Raw genomic sequence first — 20573 nt, forward strand, 5'->3', positions numbered from 1 at the left:
CCCAGAGGATCGCCACTGACGGACAGTCGCCCGGTACCTCCGGCGGGCAGCACCCCGGTCAACGAGCATCGCGAGCCCGTCCGCGTCCAGAGGCACCTCCCTACGGTCCCGGTCATGAGGTCCGCCTACCACGGCGCCTCCGCGTAGTCCTTGAGGAAGACGCCCTGCACCGGGTCGCCCGCCTCGCCGCGCACGATCGGGTCGTAGACCCGCGCGGCACCGTCGATGACGTCCAGCGGCGTCCGGCGATCGAGCCGCTCCCGCACCGGCACCGGGTTCTCGTCGGTGATCCATCCGGTGTCCACGCTGCACATGTACACACCCTGCCGCGCCAGATCGGCGGCGCTGGTACGGGTGAGCATGTTCAGTCCGGCCTTGGCCATGTTGGTGTGCGGGTGACGGCCGGTCTTGTTCGGCACCGCGAACTGCCCTTCCACCGCCGACACGTTCACGATGTACCGGCGTGGGAAAGGCGCGGCGAGCAGCAACGGCAGCAGCCGGTCGATCAGCAGGAACGGCGCGACCGCGTTGACCAGCTGGACCTCCAGCAGCTCGGCCGGATCCACCTCACCGATCCGGGCCGACCACGAGTTCCGCACCGACATGTCCGGCAGCAGACCGGACGCATCCGGCAACCCCAGGGCCACGTCATCAGGACGCGACAACGGAAGCCCCCGCAGGTCCCCGACCGCGCCACCAGAAGGCGAGACCGGAAGACCCGGCGGATCCCGATCCGCGTCCCCGGGATTCGAGACCGGAAGACCCCAGACCCCGTCATCGGGAGTCGACATCGGAAGACCCGGAACGAACCCCGGCACCGCCGCCGCCCCCGGCGGCAGCCCGGCCCGCTCCCCCTCAGCCAGGGCGGCATAGGCCGACGGCGGCCGGCGCAGGGTCTGCGCGGCGTTGTTGACCAGGATGTCCAGCGGATCCCCGGCACTCAGGAACCGGTCGCAGAGCGCGATGACCTGCCGGGGGTCGCGCAGATCGATCCCGACGACCTCCAGACGCCCGGCCCAGTCGCCGGTTCCGGCGAACCTCCTGACGGCGTCGGCCGGAAAGCGGGTAGTGACCGTGACATGGGCGCCGTCGCGGAGCATCTTCAGCGCGAGCTGGTGCCCTATCTTCGTCCGCCCCCCGGTGACCAGCGCCCGCCGCCCCGACAGGTCGGTACGGGCCGTACGGCGCGCGGCGTTGGACGCCGCGCACAAGGGGCAGAGCAGGTGATACAGGCTGCCCACCCGGGTGAAGGGCTCCTTGCAGACGTAGCAACGCCGCGCCCTGCGCAGCTCTCCGGCCGGCTCCCCCACTGGTCTTTCCGAGATGGGAACGTCGATCACCCGGTCTGGACTGCCCATCGGGGTGGCCGCCAGCACCGCGGCGTCGGCCTCTTTCGCGACGTGATCACGGTCCTGCTTGCGGCGCCGCTGCCCGTCACGGACCAGTGCGAGCGCCGCGTGCGCGATCCACCTGCGATCCGGATCGTCCAGCGGGAGCCTCCTGGCCTCGCCAAGCGCTCGCAGGACCGTCCAGACGGTCTCGGAGTCCACGTCATCCTCCTGGGGGGTGGGCCGACTGGATTCGAACCAGCGTCCTCTTCCCTCTGAGAGAAAGCGCGACGGCCAACTGCGCTACAGCCCTACGCAGAACGGCTCAGTTTCGAACCGGCACCTGTGTCCACCCTACCGAGAAGATCAACCCATTTTTGATCATTCGCCGGACTCCGGAGGGCCGTGTCAGGGACGGGAGGAAGGACCACGGATTACCCCGATCACGTCATCCCTCGAGGTAGACGCGTTCGAGAAACGCCCCCCGCTCGGCTCGCTTGACCTCGGCGGCCTTCTCGATGTCCGCCCACTCGTGCCCGTGCAGCGTGGCGATGGCCCGCAGCACTTCGAGCATGTCGGCGATCTCCTCCGCCACCTCGGTCGCCGCGGCCTCCCGCAGCTCCGCCGACTCCTCGAACAGCTTCTCCAGCAGCGCCCCGCGATACTCGGCCTCCCCGAGCACGGTCACCACCGGCTCCCTGCCGTGCTCCCGAATGATCTCCGGAATCCGATCCCGTACGAGTTTCCCCACTTCAGGCCGCCCCTTCCCGCACGTACGGCTTCCTTCGGAAAGCCCAGAGACTACCGGGCTCCTCCGCCACGCGCGTTCCCCCGCACGAGCGGTGAAAATAGCCTGTATTTCGGCAAATTCCACACCAAGGGTGGCGGTCGTCATATGGGGCTGGATCTCTCTCATTGGGAACAGAGCGCGCGCTCCTCGTGGCGCATGGCCGTACTGGTAGGGGCGAACACCCGTACCTACAAGTTCGCCCTCGGCGCCGCCCTCCTGGACGCCGCCGCCGAGGGCCAACCGGACATCCTTCTCCGCGACCTGGCGGTGCCGTACGCGATGGGGCTGGTACGGCATCTCGGCCAGGCACCGCAGGTATCCCAGAATGGCGAACGGGGAGAGAAGGACTTCCTCTCGGTGGCCGAGCGAGAGGCCGCGGAGTCGCTCAGGCTCGGGAGCCCCACCGAGGAACTGCTGGCGGCGGCCATCCAGTCCATGCCCGAGATGGTGATGCGGAAGTTCCACAACCTGCGCGGCGAAGGAGCGGGGGTGCCACATCGCTTCTACGAGGTGACCGGCCGCTCCCACGAACGGGTCGTCCTGCTGAGCAGGGAACTCCGCGACATCGCCCAGTCGGAACAGGCCGCGACCTTGCGGGGCGAGCTGTCAGCCCGCTGGAGCATCGTGGAGACGTCCTTCGCCGCCGGGATCGGCCAGAGCCTGATCCGTGAGGGTGTGGCCGTGGACATGACCACCCTGCAGATCACCGATCGGCAGCGCCGCCGATCGGTCGCCGGCGTCACGGACGCGGTCATCGGCTTCCAGCACGGCCCCTGCCTGATCTGCGCGGAGCTCATCACTCCCGAGGACACCATCGCCGTCGACCACGTGTTCCCCTACTCGTTCATGAGGCTTCTCCGCCTCGATGAGCAGGGCACGACGCCGGACCTGGACGCGATCTGGAACCTGGCCCCCACGCACGCGCGGTGCAACGGCCAAAAGAGCAACCGGCCGCCCACACCGGGGGAAATGACCAGGCTGGCACAGCGGAACGAAGCCATCATGCAGTCGCCGGTCCCCCTCAGAAAGACCCTGGAACTGACCCTGAAGGACAACAAGCACAGCAGCTCCCGGCCCGGCGAATGGCCCAGGTTCATCCAGCACGTGCGTGACCTGCTTTGAGTCGCTCCGTCTCACCGGAACACCAATGGTGGCGAAGCGGCGGACCCCGCCAACCGGACCTCGGACTCATTCCCAAGTGTTCAAAACGGTGACGGTTACCTGAGGATCGCTGTTAGCGCATATGCCCAGGTCAGCGATTACCGTCGCTTCACTTCGTTCAAATGAGCCCGCGCGTTCAGGGACGTCGGAGTTCGCCGCGTTCGATGCCTCCGGTGAAGGCGTCGTACTCGGCGTCGGTGAACAGGTGCGGGGCCTTTTCCGGGTTCTTGGAGTCTCGCAGGGCCACGATGCCCTGGTCCAGGAAGGCGATCTGAACGCAGTTGGTACCGCCGCTGCTGAGGCTGCTGGTCTGCCAGCGGGCGTCGTGGAGCTGGGTCTCGATCCATGCGGGGGCGAGGGTGTTCTTGTTCATGAGAGATCCTCCGCGATCGTGGCGAGAAGGGGTAGCGACGCCTTCGGCGACAGCGCATCGGACTTCAGCAGGTCACTCGTGGTGCGGTAGAGCCCGACGGTCTCAGGTTCGTTCAGGTGCGGGGAGGCGCGCAGGGACTCGACGAACACGATCTCATCGTCCACGACGTCGAGGATGAGCATCCCTTCGACGGGCTCCAGCATGATGTTCCGGTGCCCGTCCCCGTAGGCGCCGTCCGGCGGAACGGCGGTGTAGAAGCTCTTGCAGAAGTCGTCCCTGCAGGGACAGGCGGAATGCACGCGCAGGCCGCCCATCGATATGGCCAGGGCGTCTTCTCCCTCTTGGCGGAGCAGGGCGGCCAGTTCCGCCATGAGTTCGGGGAACGCCTCCCCTGCCAACCGTCCTGGGATGATCTCCACCGCCTCGGTGCAGATCCCACAGAGGGCACGCGATATCGGATAGCCCGTTCATATCCGCACATGGCACTGTAGGACGATGTCCGAGATCATGAGGCTGCCCCGCTCCGTCGAGGAGGCGATCACCGCCGAGCAGGCAGGACGACGGCTCCGCTACCTGTTCTTCTGGGGCCATCAGCCGTCCCGTGGCGGCGATGTCGGCGCCGGGTGCCTCAGTCAGTGGTGGGAGGTCACCTTCACCGTGGACGGGCACCTCTTCCGGTCGGCCGAGCACTACATGATGGCGCACAAGGCGTGGCTGTTCGGCGACGGCGAGACCGCGGCGCGGATCCTCGCCGCCGGGCATCCCGGCGAGGCCAAGAAGCTCGGCCGCGAGGTCCGCGGCTTCGACGAGTCCGTGTGGGACGAGCACCGCTACGAGATCGTGGTAGGCGGCAACATCGCCAAGTTCGGCCAGCACCCGGAGCTGAGAGACTTCCTGCTCGGCACCCGTGGCCGCGTCCTGGTCGAGGCCAGCCCCGTCGATCGGATCTGGGGCATCGGACTCACCGCCGACGACGGACGCGCCGCCTCCCCCGCCACCTGGCGGGGCCTGAACCTGCTCGGTTTCGCTCTCATGGACGTCCGCGACGCCCTGGACACCGCGCCGTGAAACAGGGCTGGCTGGACGAGGTGGACCGGGTGTTCGCGGCGGTGCCGCCGTTGGATCGCGAGGTCGGCGGCTGCACCCGCTGCCACACCGAAGAGGATCTGCGCATGCTTGGCGGCGATCCCGCAGCCGTGCCCGACGAACTCGTCGCGAGCTTCATGCGAAAGGGCGTCGACCACTGGGACGAGGACCAGTACCCGCTGCTGTGGCGCCGCCTGATGCCTCGCGTCCTGCGCTACCTGGCGTCGGACGCTCCGGACGGCGACCCTGCCGGAGAACTTCGAGGCCTGGCCTCCTACGGCGCGGGCTTCGCCGGCTGGCCCGCACACGAGCGGGCCGCCACCGAGCAGGCCTTCGCCGCCCTGCTCGCCGCGGCGCTCACCGACGGACGGCCCGCCGAACGCGTCGCCGAGCTCGTGGAAGGCCTCGCCCACGCGACCGAGGATCTGCGGCCCTGGCTGGACCGCCTCGCGGGCCTGGTCGGTCACGAGGCCGACGCCGGGCTGGTACGGCTGGCCTGCCACTGGTCGACCGCCCTGCTGTGGGAGGAGGACCTGTTCACCTGGTGGTACGACGGGGACCCGCAGGTTCTGGCCGATTGGCTGCCCACCCAGCGTGACCGCATCGCGTCCTTCGCCGCGGCGCATCGCTGCAAGTCGGCCGCCGACGCGGTCGTCGCCATCGACCGGCTCCAGGCGGGCGAGCCAAGCCCTTGGTTCTACCCCGGCGCCACGGGCTACCCGATGAGAGGCTTGGACCCGCGGCTGCTCCATGTCGTCACGCGGTGATCTCCGTGAGCTCCGTGACCCGCGTGCAGGGCGTCGTTACCGGTAGCGGAAGCCGTCGAGGAAGCGGCGGAAGACCCCGCCCACGCGGGGCAGGGGCTCGGCCGGTGGCGGTGCCACCGCACGCTGCCGGGCGATGGGCCGGTCGTAGTCGGTCCGCGCGATGGCGTCGACGACCTGCTGCTCGTCGAAGTCCTCGGACCCCTCGATCACGGGTACGAAGCCGACCATCATCCCGTTGCGCATCACCAGGGCTTCGAGGCCCGCCGTACCGTCGGTGTCCCAGTCGGCCTCACGGCCGCCGGGCAGCAACACGCGCACCCCGAACTGGTAGACGCCGACCCTCGCCAGATGGGCGTCTATGCCACGCTCGCGCAACGCGTCGACGACCCGCCGTGCCCGGTTCTCATCCACCCCTCCCAAGATAGCCGGGCAGGTCCGCCCGCGAGCGGGCGTCCTCGATGCGGGGTCCGGGACACGAGCATGCGCACAACCTTGCAGCGAGTGAACCCTCCCTCCCCACGGGCCTCCCACCCGGCCTCCTCGCGGGTCTCCCACGGGGCCGCGCGACGGCCGTTGACCGCCTGCCCTCATGACCCGTCCACGTACGGCTCCCCGCGCCGAGCGTGGACCTTCAAAGGCCGGCGCCCGAGGACCTGACCCCGTCCTTGTTCCGGCCGCCGGCCTCGCTCGTCTCTGCGTGACCCGTCCGGAGCCCGCCCCGCCGGGGCCCGGCCGGCCGGAAGCGCAGCGCCGACCACACATGCCAGACGACCGTGTAGCAGACCATGACGGCGCCGCAGCCGCCCATGCCGCCCAGGATCACGCAACGCACCAGGTCATACAAGCTCACCGCGGCACGGTCGCTGCTCCCCAGCACGGCCGCGCCGACACCCGCGGCACCCACGCCCGCGGCCAGGACCCACCCGCGCAGCCGTCCTGTCACCCCGGGCCAGCGTCCTGGCCGTACGGCGGCGCGTCGATACCACAGGGCGAACCAGCCGGCCAGGACCACGAGGCCGCCCAGCGAGCTGACATACATCACCACGTTGAACACCCGATGCGCCCCGACCACCGAGACGCGCATCGCTGGCCAGTGCACCACGGCGAAGCCGCCCACCTGGGTGAAGCCGTCCCACACCAGGTGCGTGGCGACACCGGTCAGGAGCGCGGCCATCACCGCGATCCCGCGCCCGGACGGCGCCCGATCGGGCAACCGTGCGCGCAGTCCCTCCGGGGCCAGCGCCGTCAACGGCGTGCGCAGCAGCAGGTGGAACACGACGAGCACCGCGACCCCTGCGAGCAGGTTCACCGGTAGCCCACCCAGCCAGCCATGGGTGGTGTTCGAGGAGAAGGGCAACGGCACGTAGTACGGCAGATCGGGCACCATCGCACCGACCGCCAGCGCCGAGGGAGGCAGCCGCCGTCGCAGCGGCAGGATGGCGACGGTATGGCTCAGTGTGAAGGGCACGCCCCATTATCGGTGTCCGGCGGCGATCGCCCCGGCCAGCCGCGTACGGGCTCCCCCGCGTTCGAGAAACCGGAACCCACGTCCTGGACCGCTTGTCCCCGGACACCTCATACAGGTTGGCACCCGGGCACCTCCGACTGCGGAAATGTCGGCGGGTTCTGTAAAGATCTCCAATCCCGGCCGAACATCTGATCTTGGAGATCTGTGACATGGGACCGAAGCACGTGCGGTTGACCGCCTGGGACCAGGTGCGCGAGCTCGTCGACACCGGCGACGTGGCCAAGATCGTGAAGACGGTGACGGCGCTCGACGACGCCGGACGGCGGGAGGTGGCGCGCGAGCTGCCCGGATATGTCACGGTGGCGCGGGAGAAGGCGTGGCAGCCGCTGGCGGACTACGAGGCCGAACGCGACCGGGTCCGGCAGGCCCGGCAGACGGAGGCGCAGCGGCTGCACGACGCCGGGGAGATCTCCGAGTACCAGTTCAACCAGATGTGGTCGATGACCTGGCACGACGACGACTGGGAGGCCCGGCCCGGAACCGACGGCTGGATCGAGCCGATGCGGATCGCGGGCGCGGGCACGATCAGCGGCGCGGCGGCCGTGGTGACCTGGATCAACCGCCGGGACTTCGACCGCTGGGACGTCGACCGCTGGGGCCTGGTTGGCGACATGGTGACCGGCGACCTGGAGCCGCTGCTTGAGGTGATCGACGCACGGCCCGCCGAGTGGCAGGCCGATCTGGCCGTACGGCTCGCGCTCCGGATCCGTCCCCGGCGCCGCCGGAACCCGGGTGATCAGAACCTGGCGCCGGCGCTCGCCCTGCTCCGCCGTACCGGCGTGACCCCGCCCGCGCACGACCCGCTCGTGGTCGGGTGGGTGTCACGGGAGGCCAGGCTCAGCGAGCTGCGGACCGATCCGCTGCTCGACCACCTGCTACCGCGCCTCTTCGAGGCCGACGGCGTCGGCCGGGCGCTGCGGGACGAGCGGCCCGACCCGGCCGGCGCGACCTCCTGGCTCGGCGCTCTCCGCACTCTCGCGGCCGAGGACCGGGTGCCGCGCGAGCTGTTGCTCGACGGCTGCCGGCGGCGCTTCCTGCTCGGCGGTGAAGGCGCCGACCTGCGGTTCTTCGCCCGCCTTCACGAGTTGCTCGAACCCACCCCCGCCGAGGTCGAGCCCCACGCGATCGACTACCTGCGGCTCCTGCCCACCGCGCCGGGGCCGGTGGCCGAGCTGGCGCTGAAGCACCTGCGGCGGTTGACCGGCCTCGATCCGGCGGACGTGGTGGAGGCGCTGGAGGGACTGCTGTTCCGCGCCGAGGGAGGGCTGGTCCGCGCCGGTCTGAGCTGGCTGGAGGAGTCCGTACGGCAGACGCCCGATCGGGCCGACGAGCTGGCTCCCGCCCTGGCCATGGCGTTCGGCCACGAGGCGCGAGCCGTACAGGAACGTGCTGTGCGCCTGGCGGTCCGGCACGCCGGGCGTTTCACCCCGCTCGGCGCCGAGGTCCTCCGCGGCGGCACGGGCACGCTCCCGCCCGACCTGCACAACCGGCTGGCCGCGGTCGTCGGGGGCGAGCCCGTCGAGGAGCCGGAACCCGAGCCCGAGCCCGAGGAGGTGTTCGTCCCGCGGCCGCTGCCCGCCCCGCCCCGGCCGGTCCCGGCCATCGCGCCGCCGAGCACCGCCTGGCAGCTGGCCCACATGTATCTGGACGGCGACTGGCGGGCGGCCGAGCGCTGCCTGGCCTCCTTCGTCCGGCTCGCCGCGCAGGACCGGGAGTCGCTGCGCGCGGAGCTGGCCCCGCTCGTCAAGCGCCAGGAGAGGCGGTTGATCTCGGAGGAATGGCGAGAGCCCGGTGACTGGATGGTCGCCTTCGCGGCCGAGCTGGTCGACCCCGGACGGGTACACGAGAGCCATCACAGCGCGTTCGTCAACCACGTCCGGCGCGAGCGCGGGCTCCCACCCGTGGCGGTCGAGGAGACCGACCGCCTGCCGAGGTCCAACCGCGTCTCGCCGCTGCACCGCTTCATCCTGCGCCGCCACGCGGAGATCCTCGCCGCGCTGAGGGCCGGGACGCTGCCGCCGCTGCTGCTCGCCACGCCGAGCCTGTCCAACGGCCGGCTCGACCCGGCCGAGCTGGTGGCCAGGCTGGAGACCCTGGAGGCGGCGGACGCCGTGCCGCTGCCCGCCGACTTCCAGCAGGCGCTGCTCAGGCTGCCCCGGCGGATCGACCCCGAAGTGGCCGTGCGGGCCGCGGCGCTGAGGTCGGAGGCGGGCCGCCGGGCCGCCCGCTGGATGGCCGACGGCGGGCTGCCCGATCCGGTCGTGCGGGTGGCCTGGTCGGGGGAGGACGACGGCCTGGGGTCGCGGATCTGGATGACCTCCACCGTGCGGGCCGCGCCCACCGGCCTGCCGCTGATCGACGAGCTGCTCGCCGACCAGCCCCGGCACGTCAATCCCGTGTGCGGCGGGCACCTCGGGGACCTCATGGAGTGGTGGGCCGCCGTGCTGCCCTCCCACCGGGAGGTGGTCGCCGCCCATCTCCTGCCGCACCAGCCGATCCCCACCTGGAGCGCGGCGATGCACTCGCGGCGCCTGGTCGATCTCAGCACCGCCGAAGGGCCCGCCGGACAGGCCGTCGCCATCCTGCTCGCGCACCGGATCTTCCCCGCACCGTTCACCCACGACGGCACCACTCCCGCTTTCCGTGCGCTCCGGAGCCTGGCCGCCGCCGGTGATCTCCCGGCCGAGGACTTCGGTACGGAACTCGCCCAGCGGGTGCTCCGGGGTGAGATCACGCTGCGGCTCCTGGTGGACACGGTGGAAGCCGAGGCCGCGAACGGCACCCACCACCACATGTGGCGAGCTCTCACCGCGGCGTTGCCGTTCCTGCTCCCCGCCCAGGGCAGCCGTCCCACCGCCGCCCATACTGACCTGGTCGCCCTGGCGGCCCGCCTCGCCCGCTGGTCGGAGGCCCGGGGGCGGATCCCCGCCCTGGCCGCCTTCGCGGCACGCAAGGGCTCCAGCCGCATCCTCCGGCACGCCAGGACCCTCCACGACCTGTTGGCATCCGGGGACGGCCCCCGATGATCCCGCCCGCGACCCGGTCGCGGGCGGGACACCCGTGCCTAACTCACCACGGGTCCCCATATCGGGGAGAGGCACGGCAGGTGGGCCGAGCGGTAGAGCACGACGATCAGGGCCACGACGGCCGCGAACCAGGCGATGATCAGGACGGGGTCCAGGTCGGTGTAGCCGTACCCGACCAGCGTGCCGAGCGCTCCCAGGCCGACCACGGCCCAGCGCAGCACGTCGAGGAGGACGGCCCTGGAGATGTCTCCGCAGGGACGGATCCTTCTGATGACGGCGTCGACGGTCAGCCAGACGGCGATCAGGGCACCGGCCGTGTCGGCGATGTCGATCACATGCTTGACGAGGAGAACCATCAGGGGGTAGTCCGATCGCTCGCCGGGCGAAACCATCGCGACGAGCGAGACGCAGACCATGACGATGGCGGAGGATCTGGCCCGGCTGAACGGGCCGTCGGCGGATCGCTGCAGCTGGGACAGCCCCGACACGCACACGAGCCAGCCGACGGGGTTGAGCAGCAGGTCGAAGCCATTGAACCGGAGCGCTCCGAAGGCGAAGACGAAACCGGTGGCGATCTTTGTGACGGGCCGCACGCGCCTCAGCCTTCCAGGTGTGCCGTTGTCCACGGACGAGCTGACTGTCAGGGCCAATCCGGGCTCACCGCGTCATTGCAGATCTTGCCGGCGAGACCTCGCTGCCAGGCGACCGGAAGTCTTCCCTCGGGTCCTTCCAGCCACCATGAGTCCCACGTCACCTCCGCCGACCCGGAGCCCATCCAGGTTCTGTAGGTGAAAGTGACCGGCTGGGGCTCGTGTGGCACCGCCGCGCAGTCGGTGATGACGATGCGCGCCTTCAGGGTCTTCATGACACCGCTTTCCACGGTGATCACGGGATGTTCCTTTTTCGCCTCGTCGGCGGGGAGCAAGAGGAGGCCCGGTATTTCCGCCGAGATACCGGTGAGGGTGAAGGAGGCCATCCCCTCGTTTTCAAGCTCGATGGGCAAGCCGGCGGATAGGACGCCATTCTCGTCCACCTCGGTTCGGAGGAAGAAACCGTCGGGATCCCAGTGGATGTGCGGGATTATCGCCCCTGACCACCACAGGGACGCCGCGATAACCACCAGCGAAAGGCAACTGGACACCACGACCGATAACAGCGATCGCCCATGCGGGGCGCGCCACGTGGCGACGCCGAATTGCTGCCATATATCGCCCGAACTCACGATCTAGAACCATATATGGTGGCACTTCGTGACGATACCCCCGCTGATCTTCTGGGTAGCCGCCGTGGTCACCGTGCTGGCAGCGGCCGTGCCGGTCACGGGCGAGCGGCTCACCAGGTTCGCCACACTGACTGACCTTTCCGTCACAGCGGCCAACGCCCGCCAGGTCATCGACCACTTCGCGGGCCTGCGCCGGTGGCGGCTGATCGCCCTCACCGTCGCCGCCCCCCTGGCGTGCTTCACCGATGACCCGTTCTATCTGGTCCTGGGCTGGTGTGCCGTCTCCGTCTTCCGCGACGTACGGCTGCCGGCCCCGGTGTCGCATGCCCACGACGACGCGCGGATCTATCGGGGGGCATGGCTGCTCGGTCTGGGCGGCGCCGTGGTGGCGGGCGGCTATCTGCTGACCGACCAGGGCGTCACTCCGGCGCGCTTGGCCCATGCCGTCATCGTGATCGCCGTGGCGGCGGCCGTACCGCTTGCCGTCCGGAACCTGGCCGCCCGGCCCGCACCCGAAGCATCGGATGACACGACCCGGGCCGAACTGGCCATCCGCCGATGGTCGGCACGGACCCTCTACCTCTCGGGAACCGCGATCGTGCTGTCGGGCGCGCTGCTCACTCCCGGGCAGCCACCACAGCGCGGACTGCCCGAATACTCGATGCCCACGTCGTTCCCGGAGCACAGGGCCGTGTTCACCACGGTGAAGAAATACAAGGAGCCCACCTGCCCGTGGTTCGACCAGATGGACGACCCCTGCCGGTCGTGGCTGGTGAACGGGGAGCCGTTCCCGCAGGCCGCGCCGTACATCATCAGGAAGGGCGGGGCACCCCAGCGGGCGCCGTTCGTGCGCAGCCCCGACAAGAAGGCCGTCGTCTACCTGGACAAGCGCGATCGCCGCATGGTGTACCAGGACTCCGAGGGCGTCCATCACCTCACCGGCCGCCTGGCCGACACCGAGGTGCCCGCGCCCGCGTTCGCCGGCCAGAACAGGTATGTCAGCCTGGTCAGGGACGGCACGCAGATCACCGACACCACGACCTGGACCACGGTGTCGATCCCGGGCGCTCGACAGGTCCACGATCTCAACAAGAGCGGGATCGTGGTCACGACGGCCTCTCGGGTGCTCGTGCTCGACCACCGGGGAAAGACACGGATGAGCCTTCCCCTCAGGAAGATCAAGGACGCGCCCGAGGACACGTACCACCTCCGGCCGGACGGAAGGCGCCTGGTGGTCATCCGAGGTCATGAGATGCGTGTCGAGACCTTCGACCCGGAGACCGGCAGGCGCGTGTCCGGCGTCGTTCCCGTGTTCCCCGGCGACGACTTCCTCGGCCTCGGCCTCGGCTGGTCGAAGCAGGGCCCCTTCTTGGTCCGCGGCTCCATGAGCGAGCATGTCTACTACCTCGACCTGGCGACGGGCAAGCTCTGGAGACGTAAGAGGTGAAACCATCGGCGGTGGCGCCGGTGGGGCGACATCGATTTCCGGGGATTCCATCAGCGTGGACCGGTCGGAAAGCTTCTCGAACTCGCTGCCCGCGCGCTTCGGACAGCGGGTGGAGAACAGCCGCCGGATGACTGCCACCGTCGCACAGGCACGGAATTCCTGATACCGGCCGTGTGAGCGATACCGCGGATGAGATGACCGCCCCCGAGGGCCTTGCTCGCCGAGCCCCGCACTGCTGATGCCCGAAAACGACTTGGGACTTACTCGTCCACGTCCTTTCTCGCGGATCATGCCTGATCCGCGGACCGGGAGTGATCCCCGGACCGGGAGTGATCCGGCGGAGAGGTGTCATGCCGTCGGGAGCATCGCGCGGCGTCCGGGAACGGCGGGAGACTGGCTGGTCATTCCTCCGTCCACCACCAGAAGCTGTCCGGTCAGATAGCGGGATTCGTCGGAGGCGAGAAAGACCATGGTGTAGCCGATGTCCTCGGGAGCGCCGAGATAGGGAAGCGCGTTGTATCCCTTCAGCGCCTCGATCACCTCGGCGGGAAGATTGTCCATAAGCGCCGGGGTCATGATCGCTCCCGGGGCCACCGCGTTGCAGCGGATGCCCTGCGGGCCGTACTGGACGGCGATGGACTTGGTGATGTTGATGACCGCCGCCTTCACCGCTCCGTAGGAGATCTGAAGTACGTCGCCGACCAGGCCGGCCACCGAGGCGGTGTTGACGATCGAGCCACCGCCCGCCCGGATCATGTGCGGGACGGCGTGCCGGGAGCCCGTCAGGGTGGAGCGGACGTTGAGGTCGACGGCCCGGCCGAACTCCTCCATGTCGAGGCGGAGCAGGTCCAGGTCCTTGCGCGGGTCCGTCCCGCCCACGTGGTTGCAGAGCACGTCCAGCCGTCCGAACTCGCGCACGGCCGCTTCCACCATGTCGCCCACGGACGTGTCGTCCGTGACGTCCACCGTGCACGGCACCGCCTGGCCACCCGCCTCGACGATGGCGCCGGCGGCACTCTCGGCCGATGCGGCGTCGTAATCCGCCACGAGGACGCGGGCGCCCTCGCGGCTCATCAGCTCCGCCGCGGCCAGGCCGATCCCACTGCCCGCGCCGGTGATGATCGCGACCTTGTCCTTCAGGCGATCCATGGACTGCTCCCCCACTCCTCCCGCGGCTGACCGCGGGCTTTGTCAACATTGATGACCAGCGTAGGTCATCTATGATGACTTATCGTCCCGACCCCACCGATCCGCCCCCGCCGAGGAGCACGTCCACCATGACCACACGCCTGCGCGCAGTCAGGCCCCGGCAGCCGGCGGCGGTGACCCGGAAGGCCATCCACGACGCCGCGCACGAGCTCTTCCGCAACGAGGGCTTCGACGCCGTCGGCATACGGGCCGTCGCCGCCCGCGCGGGGGTCGACGCGGCCCTCGTCATCCGTCACTTCGGGTCCAAGGAACAGCTGTTCCTGGAGGCGATGACGGTCGACCTGCCGGCGATCAAAGTCATGGAGGGCCCGCTGGAAGGCATGGGCCGAGCGATCGTGGAGCACGTGGTGTGCCTGCCGTCATCCAGGCCGGGCGCCTTGGCCGTGACCGCTCTCGCCGCCCTGTTCCGGGCCTCGGACCGGGGGGAGGTGCAGCGGACCCTGCGGGAAACGATCGAGAACGTCTTCGCCGAGCCTCTCGTCCGGCGCCTGGAGGGCGGCGACGCCGAGCTGCGCGCCCATCTGATCGCCGCGCAGCTCGGCGGGCTGCTCACCAGCATGCATGTGGTGCAGGACCCTGTTCTGCTCGCGGCCGACCGGAGCGCGGTCGTCGCCCGATACGGGGACTCGATCCAGCGGCTGATCGACACCTGACCGCCCGGTCGCGCGGCGTCCCGTCGGCGCCGCCCGCAGGCCGTTCGCGCGCAGGCCATTCGCGCGCAGGCCGTTCGCGCGCCGATGGCCCGTCAGCTGTCAGCTTCTCAGCCCTGAAGGACTGAGCTTGCAGCTCCTCGCCGTCGGTGGCTTCGACGGTTTGGTCCGCGTCAGGCAGCGTGACTCACTGCCCAGCTTGTGACACCGCGTGCGGCGATGTTACGAGCTGCGTTGACGTCGGCGTGCTCAGCGAAGCCGCACGACGTACAGAGAAAGGTTTCCTGGTCGGGCCGGTTCTTCTTGTCCACGTGCCCGCAGGCCGAGCAGCCTCGCGAGGTGTAGGCCGGGTCCACGTAGACCACGGCGACACCGGCACGGGCCGCCTTGTAGGCAATGAACCGGCCGAGCTGGTGGAAGCTCCACGAATGCAGCGTGACCCGCTGGGGCTTACGGAGCCGTACCCGGTCGCGGATGCCCTGGAGATCTTCCAGGGCGATCCCCTGCCCGGTGCGTGTCACCTCGGTCACGATGCGTTTGGCGATGGTGTGGTTGGTGTTCGCGGCGAAACGCGCTTCCTTGCGGCGGCGTTTCTTCAGCAGCCGTTTCGCGGACCTGGTCTGCTTGGCCTGCAGGCGGCGGCGTAGCTCGCGGTGACGGTGGCGGACCGCGTTCAGACCCTTGCCACTGTGGCGAACCCCGCCACTGGTGGTCGCGAGGTTGGCGATCCCCAAATCCACCCCCAAAAATCCGTCCGGGGCGCCGACCGGCCGGTCGGGAATATCGCAGGTGGCGATGAGAAACCACCTGCCATCGCGGTATACCAGGTCCGATTCGCCCTTGCGGTAGGCGGCCAACGTCGTGAGCTGATCGGCCGAGGCGGTGAACGCCACGCTCTTCATCCGCCCGCGCGTGGTCCAGATGCTCACCGTCCGCGCATCCATCTGCCAGGACAGACAGCGGTCGTCGAACGGCTGGGCCGCGCTGGGGCGAAAGACAATCGGCGTGGCCAGGGCCCGCTCGCGCCGCGCGGAGCCGGGCCTGCCCACCTGTCCGTTGCGGAGATTGGCGTGCAGCGTGGCGTAGGCGTCGGTGACCTTCTTGATGACGTGCTGCGCGGCCTGAGCCGCCAGCCCGTAGTTGTCCTTGATCTGCCCGTAGGCGTGCTTGCGCAGGTCGTAATTGCGAAACACCCGCTGGCTGTGGGCGAGCGCCGCCACCCAGGTGGCCGCGTCGTTGACCGCGCGCAGAGTCGCCTCCAGCGCCGCCGCCTGCTCAGGCGTCGGCAGGAGTCTCACCCGCACCACCAGCTTCACATCGCCCACACTATCCTTTGGTCTATGTCATCGTGATGGGAACCCGACTCCGACCTCCGCCGGGGCCGAACCGTTGTCCACACGCTGCACGCGCATTCGGTCTTCACCTCCAGGTATCGGTGCGGGGCCTTCACCGGCGAACCGCTGCGCCACTGCAAAGACATCACGATCGAGGTGTGCGGCAGCCTCGGCGCCCAGCTTGTCGAGTTCAACGGCGAGGAGGATCACGTGCACCTGCTCGTGCACTACCCACCCAAGGTCGCCCTCTCGACGCTGGTGAACAGCTCAAGGGCGTGTCTGCCCGGCTACTGCGCAAGGAGTACCCGCTCACGTCCGCACGTACCTGTGGGGCGGCCATTTTTGGTCACCGTCGTACTTCGCCGCCTCCTGCGGCGGCGCACCCCTACCGATCATCAAGGAGTACATCGAAAACCAGAAGCGTCCGGGCTGAGCCGCTCGACGGCCTACCGGTCACCACACCGCTCAAGCCTTGGCGGCCCTCCCGCGCTGTCGTTTCCTCCCGGGCGTGAACGCCCGGGATTCCACACCAGATCACGCTGAAAACCTCTCACCGTCACCCGGGTCCGTCATTCCTTCGGCAGGACCGGCTCCACCGTCCGGACGCCGGGCAACGGCTCGATGGCGGGGGTGATCGCACGGGCGAGGGCCGGATCGGAGAACTTGACATAGAAAGAACCCGGCAAGGGCCCATCCGGCTTGTAGTCCGGATAGGAGAGCTTCACGAGTTTCAGGGCGTGGCCGGGGTCCTGGAAGTAAATCGTCTCCACTCCGGGCAGGTCCCGCAGCCGGGCGACGACAGCCGCCTTCTCCTCCTCGGTGACCGTCCCCGTCGCACCCGCGCGCTTGCTCCGCCGGCACTCGGGTGCGTTCTGGGAGATGAAATCCTGCCCGCACAGGGAGATCCGGGCCTCGGCCTTGCCCGCCCAGAAGTTCACCCCCGACCGCGACACGGTGGAGACCCTCGGCGCCGACTTCATCCTCTCGACGATGACGGGGAAGTCCTCAGCGCGCCGGAGCACGCCATGCAGGACGTCGCCGAAGCGGGACGACGCAAGCTGCGCCCGTTCGGTGTCCCCGATCCCTCTGTGGCTTCTGCGCCACTGGTCAGCCAGCTCCTGGCCGCTCCACACCTCGACCGAGGTCACCTGGGGCATCGCCCGGAGCATGGCCTCGGTCTCCTGCCGTTGCTCGACGGTCGCCGCACCCATGCCATCGCACCCGCACATGACCACTTTGAACTCGAATGACGGTGAGAGCGCGATATCCGGCGGAGGCTGGGGCAGCCAGGATCGCTCGTACAGGTACCAGCCGCCGGCGCCGGCCAGGCCGGCCACTGCCAGCGACACGATCAGCAGCCTGACATGCGCCGCCACCCAGGAGCGCAACCACGGCTCCCGGTCCGGGTCACCATCCCCGAAGGCCAGTTCCTCATACGTCATTCACCCGACTATGTCGATCTTTCCGAACTTCGGTCAAGACGCGACGAAGGAATACCACGGTCAAGCTCGCGCCTCTTTAAATAACCCATAAAAACAATTCGGCAACTGTCCGGCAGCGCAACAACTGGACCGTCCGCTTCTCAGCCGACATCGGATGGATACCGGGATGTCGCGAGGTCTTCGGCGAGGTCCTTCATGGTGTCGATCTCGCCCACCCGCCAGCGGTCGTCGCCGGTCTCGCGCCACAGGCAGGCGGTCACGACCGGCATGCCGTCCCCATCGCAGAACGCGGGCCCCTCCACACAGTGACGGAAGAGCTCGGGGACCGAGTCGAGCACCCCCTGCCACGGCCCGTCGTTCCCGTACGGGCTCATCACCGCCTCGTGATCGAAACCGCGGATGTACGCGCCCGCCGTCGAAAAGACGATGGAGTATTCGTCTCCCGACCCGTTCCGCATCGAGGCCATCTCCTCCCCGGGGCCCCAGCCCGCGTCGAAGGAGTGGTGGCGGCTGGACCATTCCGGGCTCAGGATCGCTTCCAGCACCGCCATGGACCGGCACAAGCCGCGGAGCACCGGGATGCCGGGCAACAGCCGGGCCACATCATGAGCCGTCATGAGCTCCATTCAATCGGACCCGGCGTCCTCCTCACCGAGGCATAGCGGTCCGTCTCATCACGCCGAAGCAACGACAGGAATACGACCAGCACTGCGCCGGCCAGATAGTGCATGATCGGCCCGGTCTTGACGATGTCCCATCCGCCGAAATGAAGCGTTTCCCGGCATTCATCGGTGACGATCTCGATTGCGAAGGGGATCGTGAACACCACGGCGATCACCACGAACAGTACCGCCGTCACCCAGCCGGCGATCGTGCTCCATCTCCCGCGAAGGGCGAGAACCGCACTCAAGCCAAGCGCCATCACGACGGTGGGCCAGCCGTTCAACTCCGCGGAAATGGTCCGCCAGTTGGTCTCTATCAGCCAGCCGATGTCCTGGAAGACGTACGGCTCGGCGCTGAGGGGGCAGGTGAATCCTTCCGTTGTGTAAGTCAGCCCTTCTGGGAAGTACCACCAGACGGTACGCGATGCGGGTGCCGCCAGAGCCGCCAGGGTCAACAGGGGTGTCCCCCAGCGCGGGGGGATCTGCGGTAATGGAAGCAAGAGTGCCGCCGCTTCATCATGGAAGGAGGCGCCCATCCTAGATCGTCTACGGCAACGGAGACAGATGCCACCCACCCCGCGACGGGCCGTCTCGAGCCGCTTGGAACGGCTTCGGACCGCAACTGGAAGTGCAACGGGCCATCGAAAGAAGATGAGCCGAACCCTATGATCATCCAGTGCTTGGAACCGTGCTCACCGCCCTGTCCATTGCCCTCTTCATCGGACTTTTCATCTGTTTACTTGTCTTCTTCGTGGTTTCACTGATCAAGATGTTGAGGCAACGCCGTGTGCTGAAGTACACGGATCCAATGAGAGCCATGGACATCGTCGGCCGCGTACGACAGCTCAAAGTCCGGGGCCAGGAGGAGGCGGCCGTACTTCTCGTCCAGAACGAACTCGCGATGCCCGCCGATGAAGCCCGGTCCTGGGTGAAGTCGATCTGAATCGGGGGCATAGCCGCCACGTGATCGACCCTTGCGTGATGTCCTGCTCACTCGGTCACGACATCAGCTCGTGAAGTGCATGGATCACGGCTCGTGGGAGCGTGGACGTGGGCGTCGGGCCGGTCGTGAGTGACCGTGGTCGATCACTCGTCTCCTTGGCTGATGACACGACGATCAGAGCTGGGTTTCAGGTCAGGCGTGGTCGGTCACGTAGTTGAAGTACACCGTGGCATTCGGCACGGCCGACCGCGAACGATCAGTGGCAACCGTGGACAGCCCGACATGACGAAAGCGCCCCCGACCGCGAACATGCAGGTCGAGGGCGCTTTTCGTGTGATCACGAGAGGTAGGGCGGGCGGGACTCGAACCCGCGACCCAGGGATTATGAGTCCCCTGCTCTAACCGGCTGAGCTACCGCCCCTCGTGCGCACGCCGTACTGCCGCATTCAACCAAAGGTCGGCCCTGTTCGCACATCCACCGGGCGGTACGCGTTCAAGATGTGACCTTCGACGGCGGAACCGGCGTTCCGCCGACTCGCTAACCTACGAGGGGACGTTGTTGAGGAGTGTTGGATCATGCGCGTTATTGAAGCTTTTCGTGAGACGTTCGGCGTGGAGCCCGAGGGGGTGTGGCACGCTCCGGGGCGGGTCAACCTCATCGGCGAGCACACCGACTACAACGACGGGTTCGTGCTGCCGTTCGCGGTGCCGTGGGGGGTCACCGCGGCGGTCGCGCCGCGCGAGGACGACGTCGTCCGGCTGCGGTCGCTCCAGGCGGGCGAGCCGCAGACCGTCGAGATCCTCGACCGGGCCGAGGGCTGGGCGCGATACGCCGTCGGCGTGTTCTGGGTGCTCCGCGAGGCGGGCCACCCGGTCAGGGGCGCGGATCTGGTGATCGACGGAGACGTGCCGCAGGGGGCGGGGCTGTCGTCGAGCGCGGCGCTGGAGGTGGTGGTCGGGACGGCGCTCAACGAGCTGTACGGCCTGGGCCTCACCAGGATGGAGATCGCCCTCGCCGCGCAGCGGGCCGAGAACGACTTCGTGGGCATGCCGTGCGGGATCATGGACCAGGCCGCCTCGGCCCTCGGGGAGGAGGGGAAGGCCCTGTTCATGGACTGCCGGAGCCTCGGCACCAGGACCATCCCGTTCGACCTGGCCCAGCACGGCCTCCAACTGCTGATCATCAACACCGGGGTCCACCACGAGCTCGCCGACGGGCAGTACGCCCGGCGCCGTCAGGACTGCGAGAACGCCGCCAAGCACCTGGGAGTGGACGCGCTGCGCGACGTCACCGACCTGGCGGGCGCCCTCGGCAGGCTCAGCGGCGACGAGCGCAGGCGCACCCAGCACGTGGTGACCGAGAACCACCGGGTGGAGGCGCTGATCGGACTGCTGCGGGCCGGGGCCGTGCGGGAGATCGGAGCCCTGCTGAACGCCTCCCACCTGTCGCTGCGCGACCAGTACGAGGTGTCCTGCCCCGAGCTGGACGTGGCCGTGGAGTCGGCGGTCCGGGGCGGGGCCAGGGGGGCGCGGATGACCGGCGGCGGGTTCGGCGGGTCGGCGATCGCGCTGGTGGCCGACGACCGGGTGGAGGCCGTACGGGAG

21 protein-coding genes, 2 tRNA genes and 1 pseudogene are annotated in these 20573 nt (G+C 68.9%); 9 read left to right on the forward strand and 15 right to left on the reverse strand.

The window, feature by feature from the left end; all coding sequences use genetic code 11:
* Positions 1-125 precede the first annotated feature (125 nt).
* From CA984_RS12820 to CA984_RS12830, 3 genes are all read right to left on the reverse strand, one after another.
* Complete coding sequence (locus CA984_RS12820) at positions 126-1550, reverse strand: SDR family NAD(P)-dependent oxidoreductase (RefSeq protein WP_086571578.1); 1425 nt, start codon at positions 1548-1550, stop codon at positions 126-128.
* 16 nt (positions 1551-1566) lie between these two features.
* Positions 1567-1641: transfer RNA gene (locus tag CA984_RS12825), tRNA-Leu, on the reverse strand.
* Between the two features lie 135 nt (positions 1642-1776).
* Positions 1777-2016, reverse strand: a complete 240-nt coding sequence (locus CA984_RS12830) for a nucleoside triphosphate pyrophosphohydrolase family protein (protein ID WP_207620842.1) — start codon at positions 2014-2016, stop codon at positions 1777-1779.
* 258 nt (positions 2017-2274) lie between these two features.
* Between CA984_RS12830 and CA984_RS12835 the strand changes: the two genes are divergently transcribed.
* Positions 2275-3240, forward strand: a complete 966-nt coding sequence (locus tag CA984_RS12835; RefSeq protein WP_207620843.1) for an HNH endonuclease family protein — start codon at positions 2275-2277, stop codon at positions 3238-3240.
* Between the two features lie 175 nt (positions 3241-3415).
* Here CA984_RS12835 and CA984_RS12840 read toward each other — a convergent pair whose 3' ends face one another.
* Both CA984_RS12840 and CA984_RS47115 read right to left on the reverse strand, forming a co-directional pair.
* Positions 3416-3652 carry a DUF397 domain-containing protein gene (locus tag CA984_RS12840; protein ID WP_086571584.1) on the reverse strand — a complete coding sequence of 79 codons (237 nt, stop codon included), beginning with the start codon at positions 3650-3652 and terminating at the stop codon, positions 3416-3418.
* The gene (locus CA984_RS47115; protein ID WP_207620844.1) at positions 3649-4071 is read right to left on the reverse strand and encodes a hypothetical protein; all 423 of its coding nucleotides are present in this window, start codon (positions 4069-4071) and stop codon (positions 3649-3651) included. The genes CA984_RS12840 and CA984_RS47115 overlap by 4 nt, the downstream gene beginning before the upstream one ends.
* A 76-nt stretch (positions 4072-4147) precedes the next feature.
* Between CA984_RS47115 and CA984_RS12850 the strand changes: the two genes are divergently transcribed.
* Positions 4148-4720 carry an NADAR family protein gene (locus CA984_RS12850; RefSeq protein ID WP_086571586.1) on the forward strand — a complete coding sequence of 191 codons (573 nt, stop codon included), beginning with the start codon at positions 4148-4150 and terminating at the stop codon, positions 4718-4720.
* A complete protein-coding gene (locus CA984_RS12855; protein ID WP_086571589.1) occupies positions 4717-5505 on the forward strand; it encodes a hypothetical protein in 789 nt (262 codons plus the stop codon). Before CA984_RS12850 ends, CA984_RS12855 begins: the two co-directional genes overlap by 4 nt.
* A 36-nt stretch (positions 5506-5541) precedes the next feature.
* On the opposite strand, the gene CA984_RS12860 is transcribed toward CA984_RS12855, so the two are convergent.
* Complete coding sequence (locus CA984_RS12860) at positions 5542-5916, reverse strand: hypothetical protein (RefSeq protein ID WP_086571591.1); 375 nt, start codon at positions 5914-5916, stop codon at positions 5542-5544.
* A gap of 220 nt (positions 5917-6136) precedes the next feature.
* Positions 6137-6973, reverse strand: a complete 837-nt coding sequence (locus CA984_RS12865) for a DUF4184 family protein (RefSeq protein WP_086571593.1) — start codon at positions 6971-6973, stop codon at positions 6137-6139.
* A 209-nt stretch (positions 6974-7182) separates the two neighbouring features.
* On the opposite strand from CA984_RS12865, the gene CA984_RS12870 reads away from it, so the two are divergent.
* Complete coding sequence (locus CA984_RS12870) at positions 7183-10059, forward strand: DUF7824 domain-containing protein (RefSeq protein ID WP_086571595.1); 2877 nt, start codon at positions 7183-7185, stop codon at positions 10057-10059.
* 38 nt (positions 10060-10097) lie between these two features.
* Here CA984_RS12870 and CA984_RS12875 read toward each other — a convergent pair whose 3' ends face one another.
* Both CA984_RS12875 and CA984_RS12880 read right to left on the reverse strand, forming a co-directional pair.
* Complete coding sequence (locus CA984_RS12875; protein ID WP_086571597.1) at positions 10098-10652, reverse strand: hypothetical protein; 555 nt, start codon at positions 10650-10652, stop codon at positions 10098-10100.
* Positions 10653-10699: 47 nt separating this feature from the next.
* A complete protein-coding gene (locus CA984_RS12880) occupies positions 10700-11281 on the reverse strand; it encodes a hypothetical protein (protein WP_086571599.1) in 582 nt (193 codons plus the stop codon).
* Positions 11282-11309: 28 nt separating this feature from the next.
* Between CA984_RS12880 and CA984_RS12885 the strand changes: the two genes are divergently transcribed.
* Positions 11310-12728: a hypothetical protein gene (locus tag CA984_RS12885; RefSeq protein WP_086571601.1), complete on the forward strand. Its 1419-nt coding sequence runs from the start codon at positions 11310-11312 to the stop codon at positions 12726-12728.
* A gap of 348 nt (positions 12729-13076) precedes the next feature.
* On the opposite strand, the gene CA984_RS12890 is transcribed toward CA984_RS12885, so the two are convergent.
* Positions 13077-13877 (reverse strand): SDR family NAD(P)-dependent oxidoreductase, encoded by an 801-nt coding sequence (locus CA984_RS12890; protein WP_086571603.1) that lies wholly within the window; start codon positions 13875-13877, stop codon positions 13077-13079.
* 128 nt (positions 13878-14005) lie between these two features.
* Between CA984_RS12890 and CA984_RS12895 the strand changes: the two genes are divergently transcribed.
* Positions 14006-14590, forward strand: a complete 585-nt coding sequence (locus CA984_RS12895; RefSeq protein ID WP_086571605.1) for a TetR/AcrR family transcriptional regulator — start codon at positions 14006-14008, stop codon at positions 14588-14590.
* A gap of 170 nt (positions 14591-14760) precedes the next feature.
* On the opposite strand, the gene CA984_RS12900 is transcribed toward CA984_RS12895, so the two are convergent.
* Positions 14761-15912: an RNA-guided endonuclease InsQ/TnpB family protein gene (locus tag CA984_RS12900; RefSeq protein WP_086571607.1), complete on the reverse strand. Its 1152-nt coding sequence runs from the start codon at positions 15910-15912 to the stop codon at positions 14761-14763.
* A 75-nt stretch (positions 15913-15987) separates the two neighbouring features.
* Here CA984_RS12900 and tnpA point away from each other — a divergent pair.
* Positions 15988-16354 (forward strand): annotated as a pseudogene (tnpA, locus tag CA984_RS12905) (IS200/IS605 family transposase).
* Between the two features lie 136 nt (positions 16355-16490).
* Here the strand turns inward: tnpA and CA984_RS12910 are convergent.
* From CA984_RS12910 to CA984_RS12920, 3 genes are all read right to left on the reverse strand, one after another.
* Positions 16491-17363, reverse strand: coding sequence for a permease-like cell division protein FtsX (locus CA984_RS12910; protein WP_086571609.1), 873 nt, complete (start codon positions 17361-17363; stop codon positions 16491-16493).
* 140 nt (positions 17364-17503) lie between these two features.
* Complete coding sequence (locus CA984_RS12915) at positions 17504-17980, reverse strand: hypothetical protein (RefSeq protein WP_086571623.1); 477 nt, start codon at positions 17978-17980, stop codon at positions 17504-17506.
* Positions 17977-18561, reverse strand: coding sequence for a hypothetical protein (locus tag CA984_RS12920; protein WP_086571611.1), 585 nt, complete (start codon positions 18559-18561; stop codon positions 17977-17979). The genes CA984_RS12915 and CA984_RS12920 overlap by 4 nt, the downstream gene beginning before the upstream one ends.
* 140 nt (positions 18562-18701) lie before the next feature.
* Between CA984_RS12920 and CA984_RS12925 the strand changes: the two genes are divergently transcribed.
* Positions 18702-18968, forward strand: coding sequence for a hypothetical protein (locus CA984_RS12925; RefSeq protein ID WP_242675914.1), 267 nt, complete (start codon positions 18702-18704; stop codon positions 18966-18968).
* Between the two features lie 347 nt (positions 18969-19315).
* On the opposite strand, the gene CA984_RS12930 is transcribed toward CA984_RS12925, so the two are convergent.
* Positions 19316-19389, reverse strand: a tRNA-Ile gene (locus tag CA984_RS12930).
* Positions 19390-19544: 155 nt separating this feature from the next.
* Here CA984_RS12930 and galK point away from each other — a divergent pair.
* The coding region (galK, locus tag CA984_RS12935) for a galactokinase (protein WP_086571627.1) at positions 19545-20573 on the forward strand (1029 nt) is incomplete at its 3' end.

Origin of the sequence: Streptosporangium minutum, from assembly GCF_002149035.1 — a bacterium.
In the GTDB taxonomy this organism is placed as follows: Bacteria; Actinomycetota; Actinomycetes; order Streptosporangiales; family Streptosporangiaceae; genus Streptosporangium; species Streptosporangium minutum.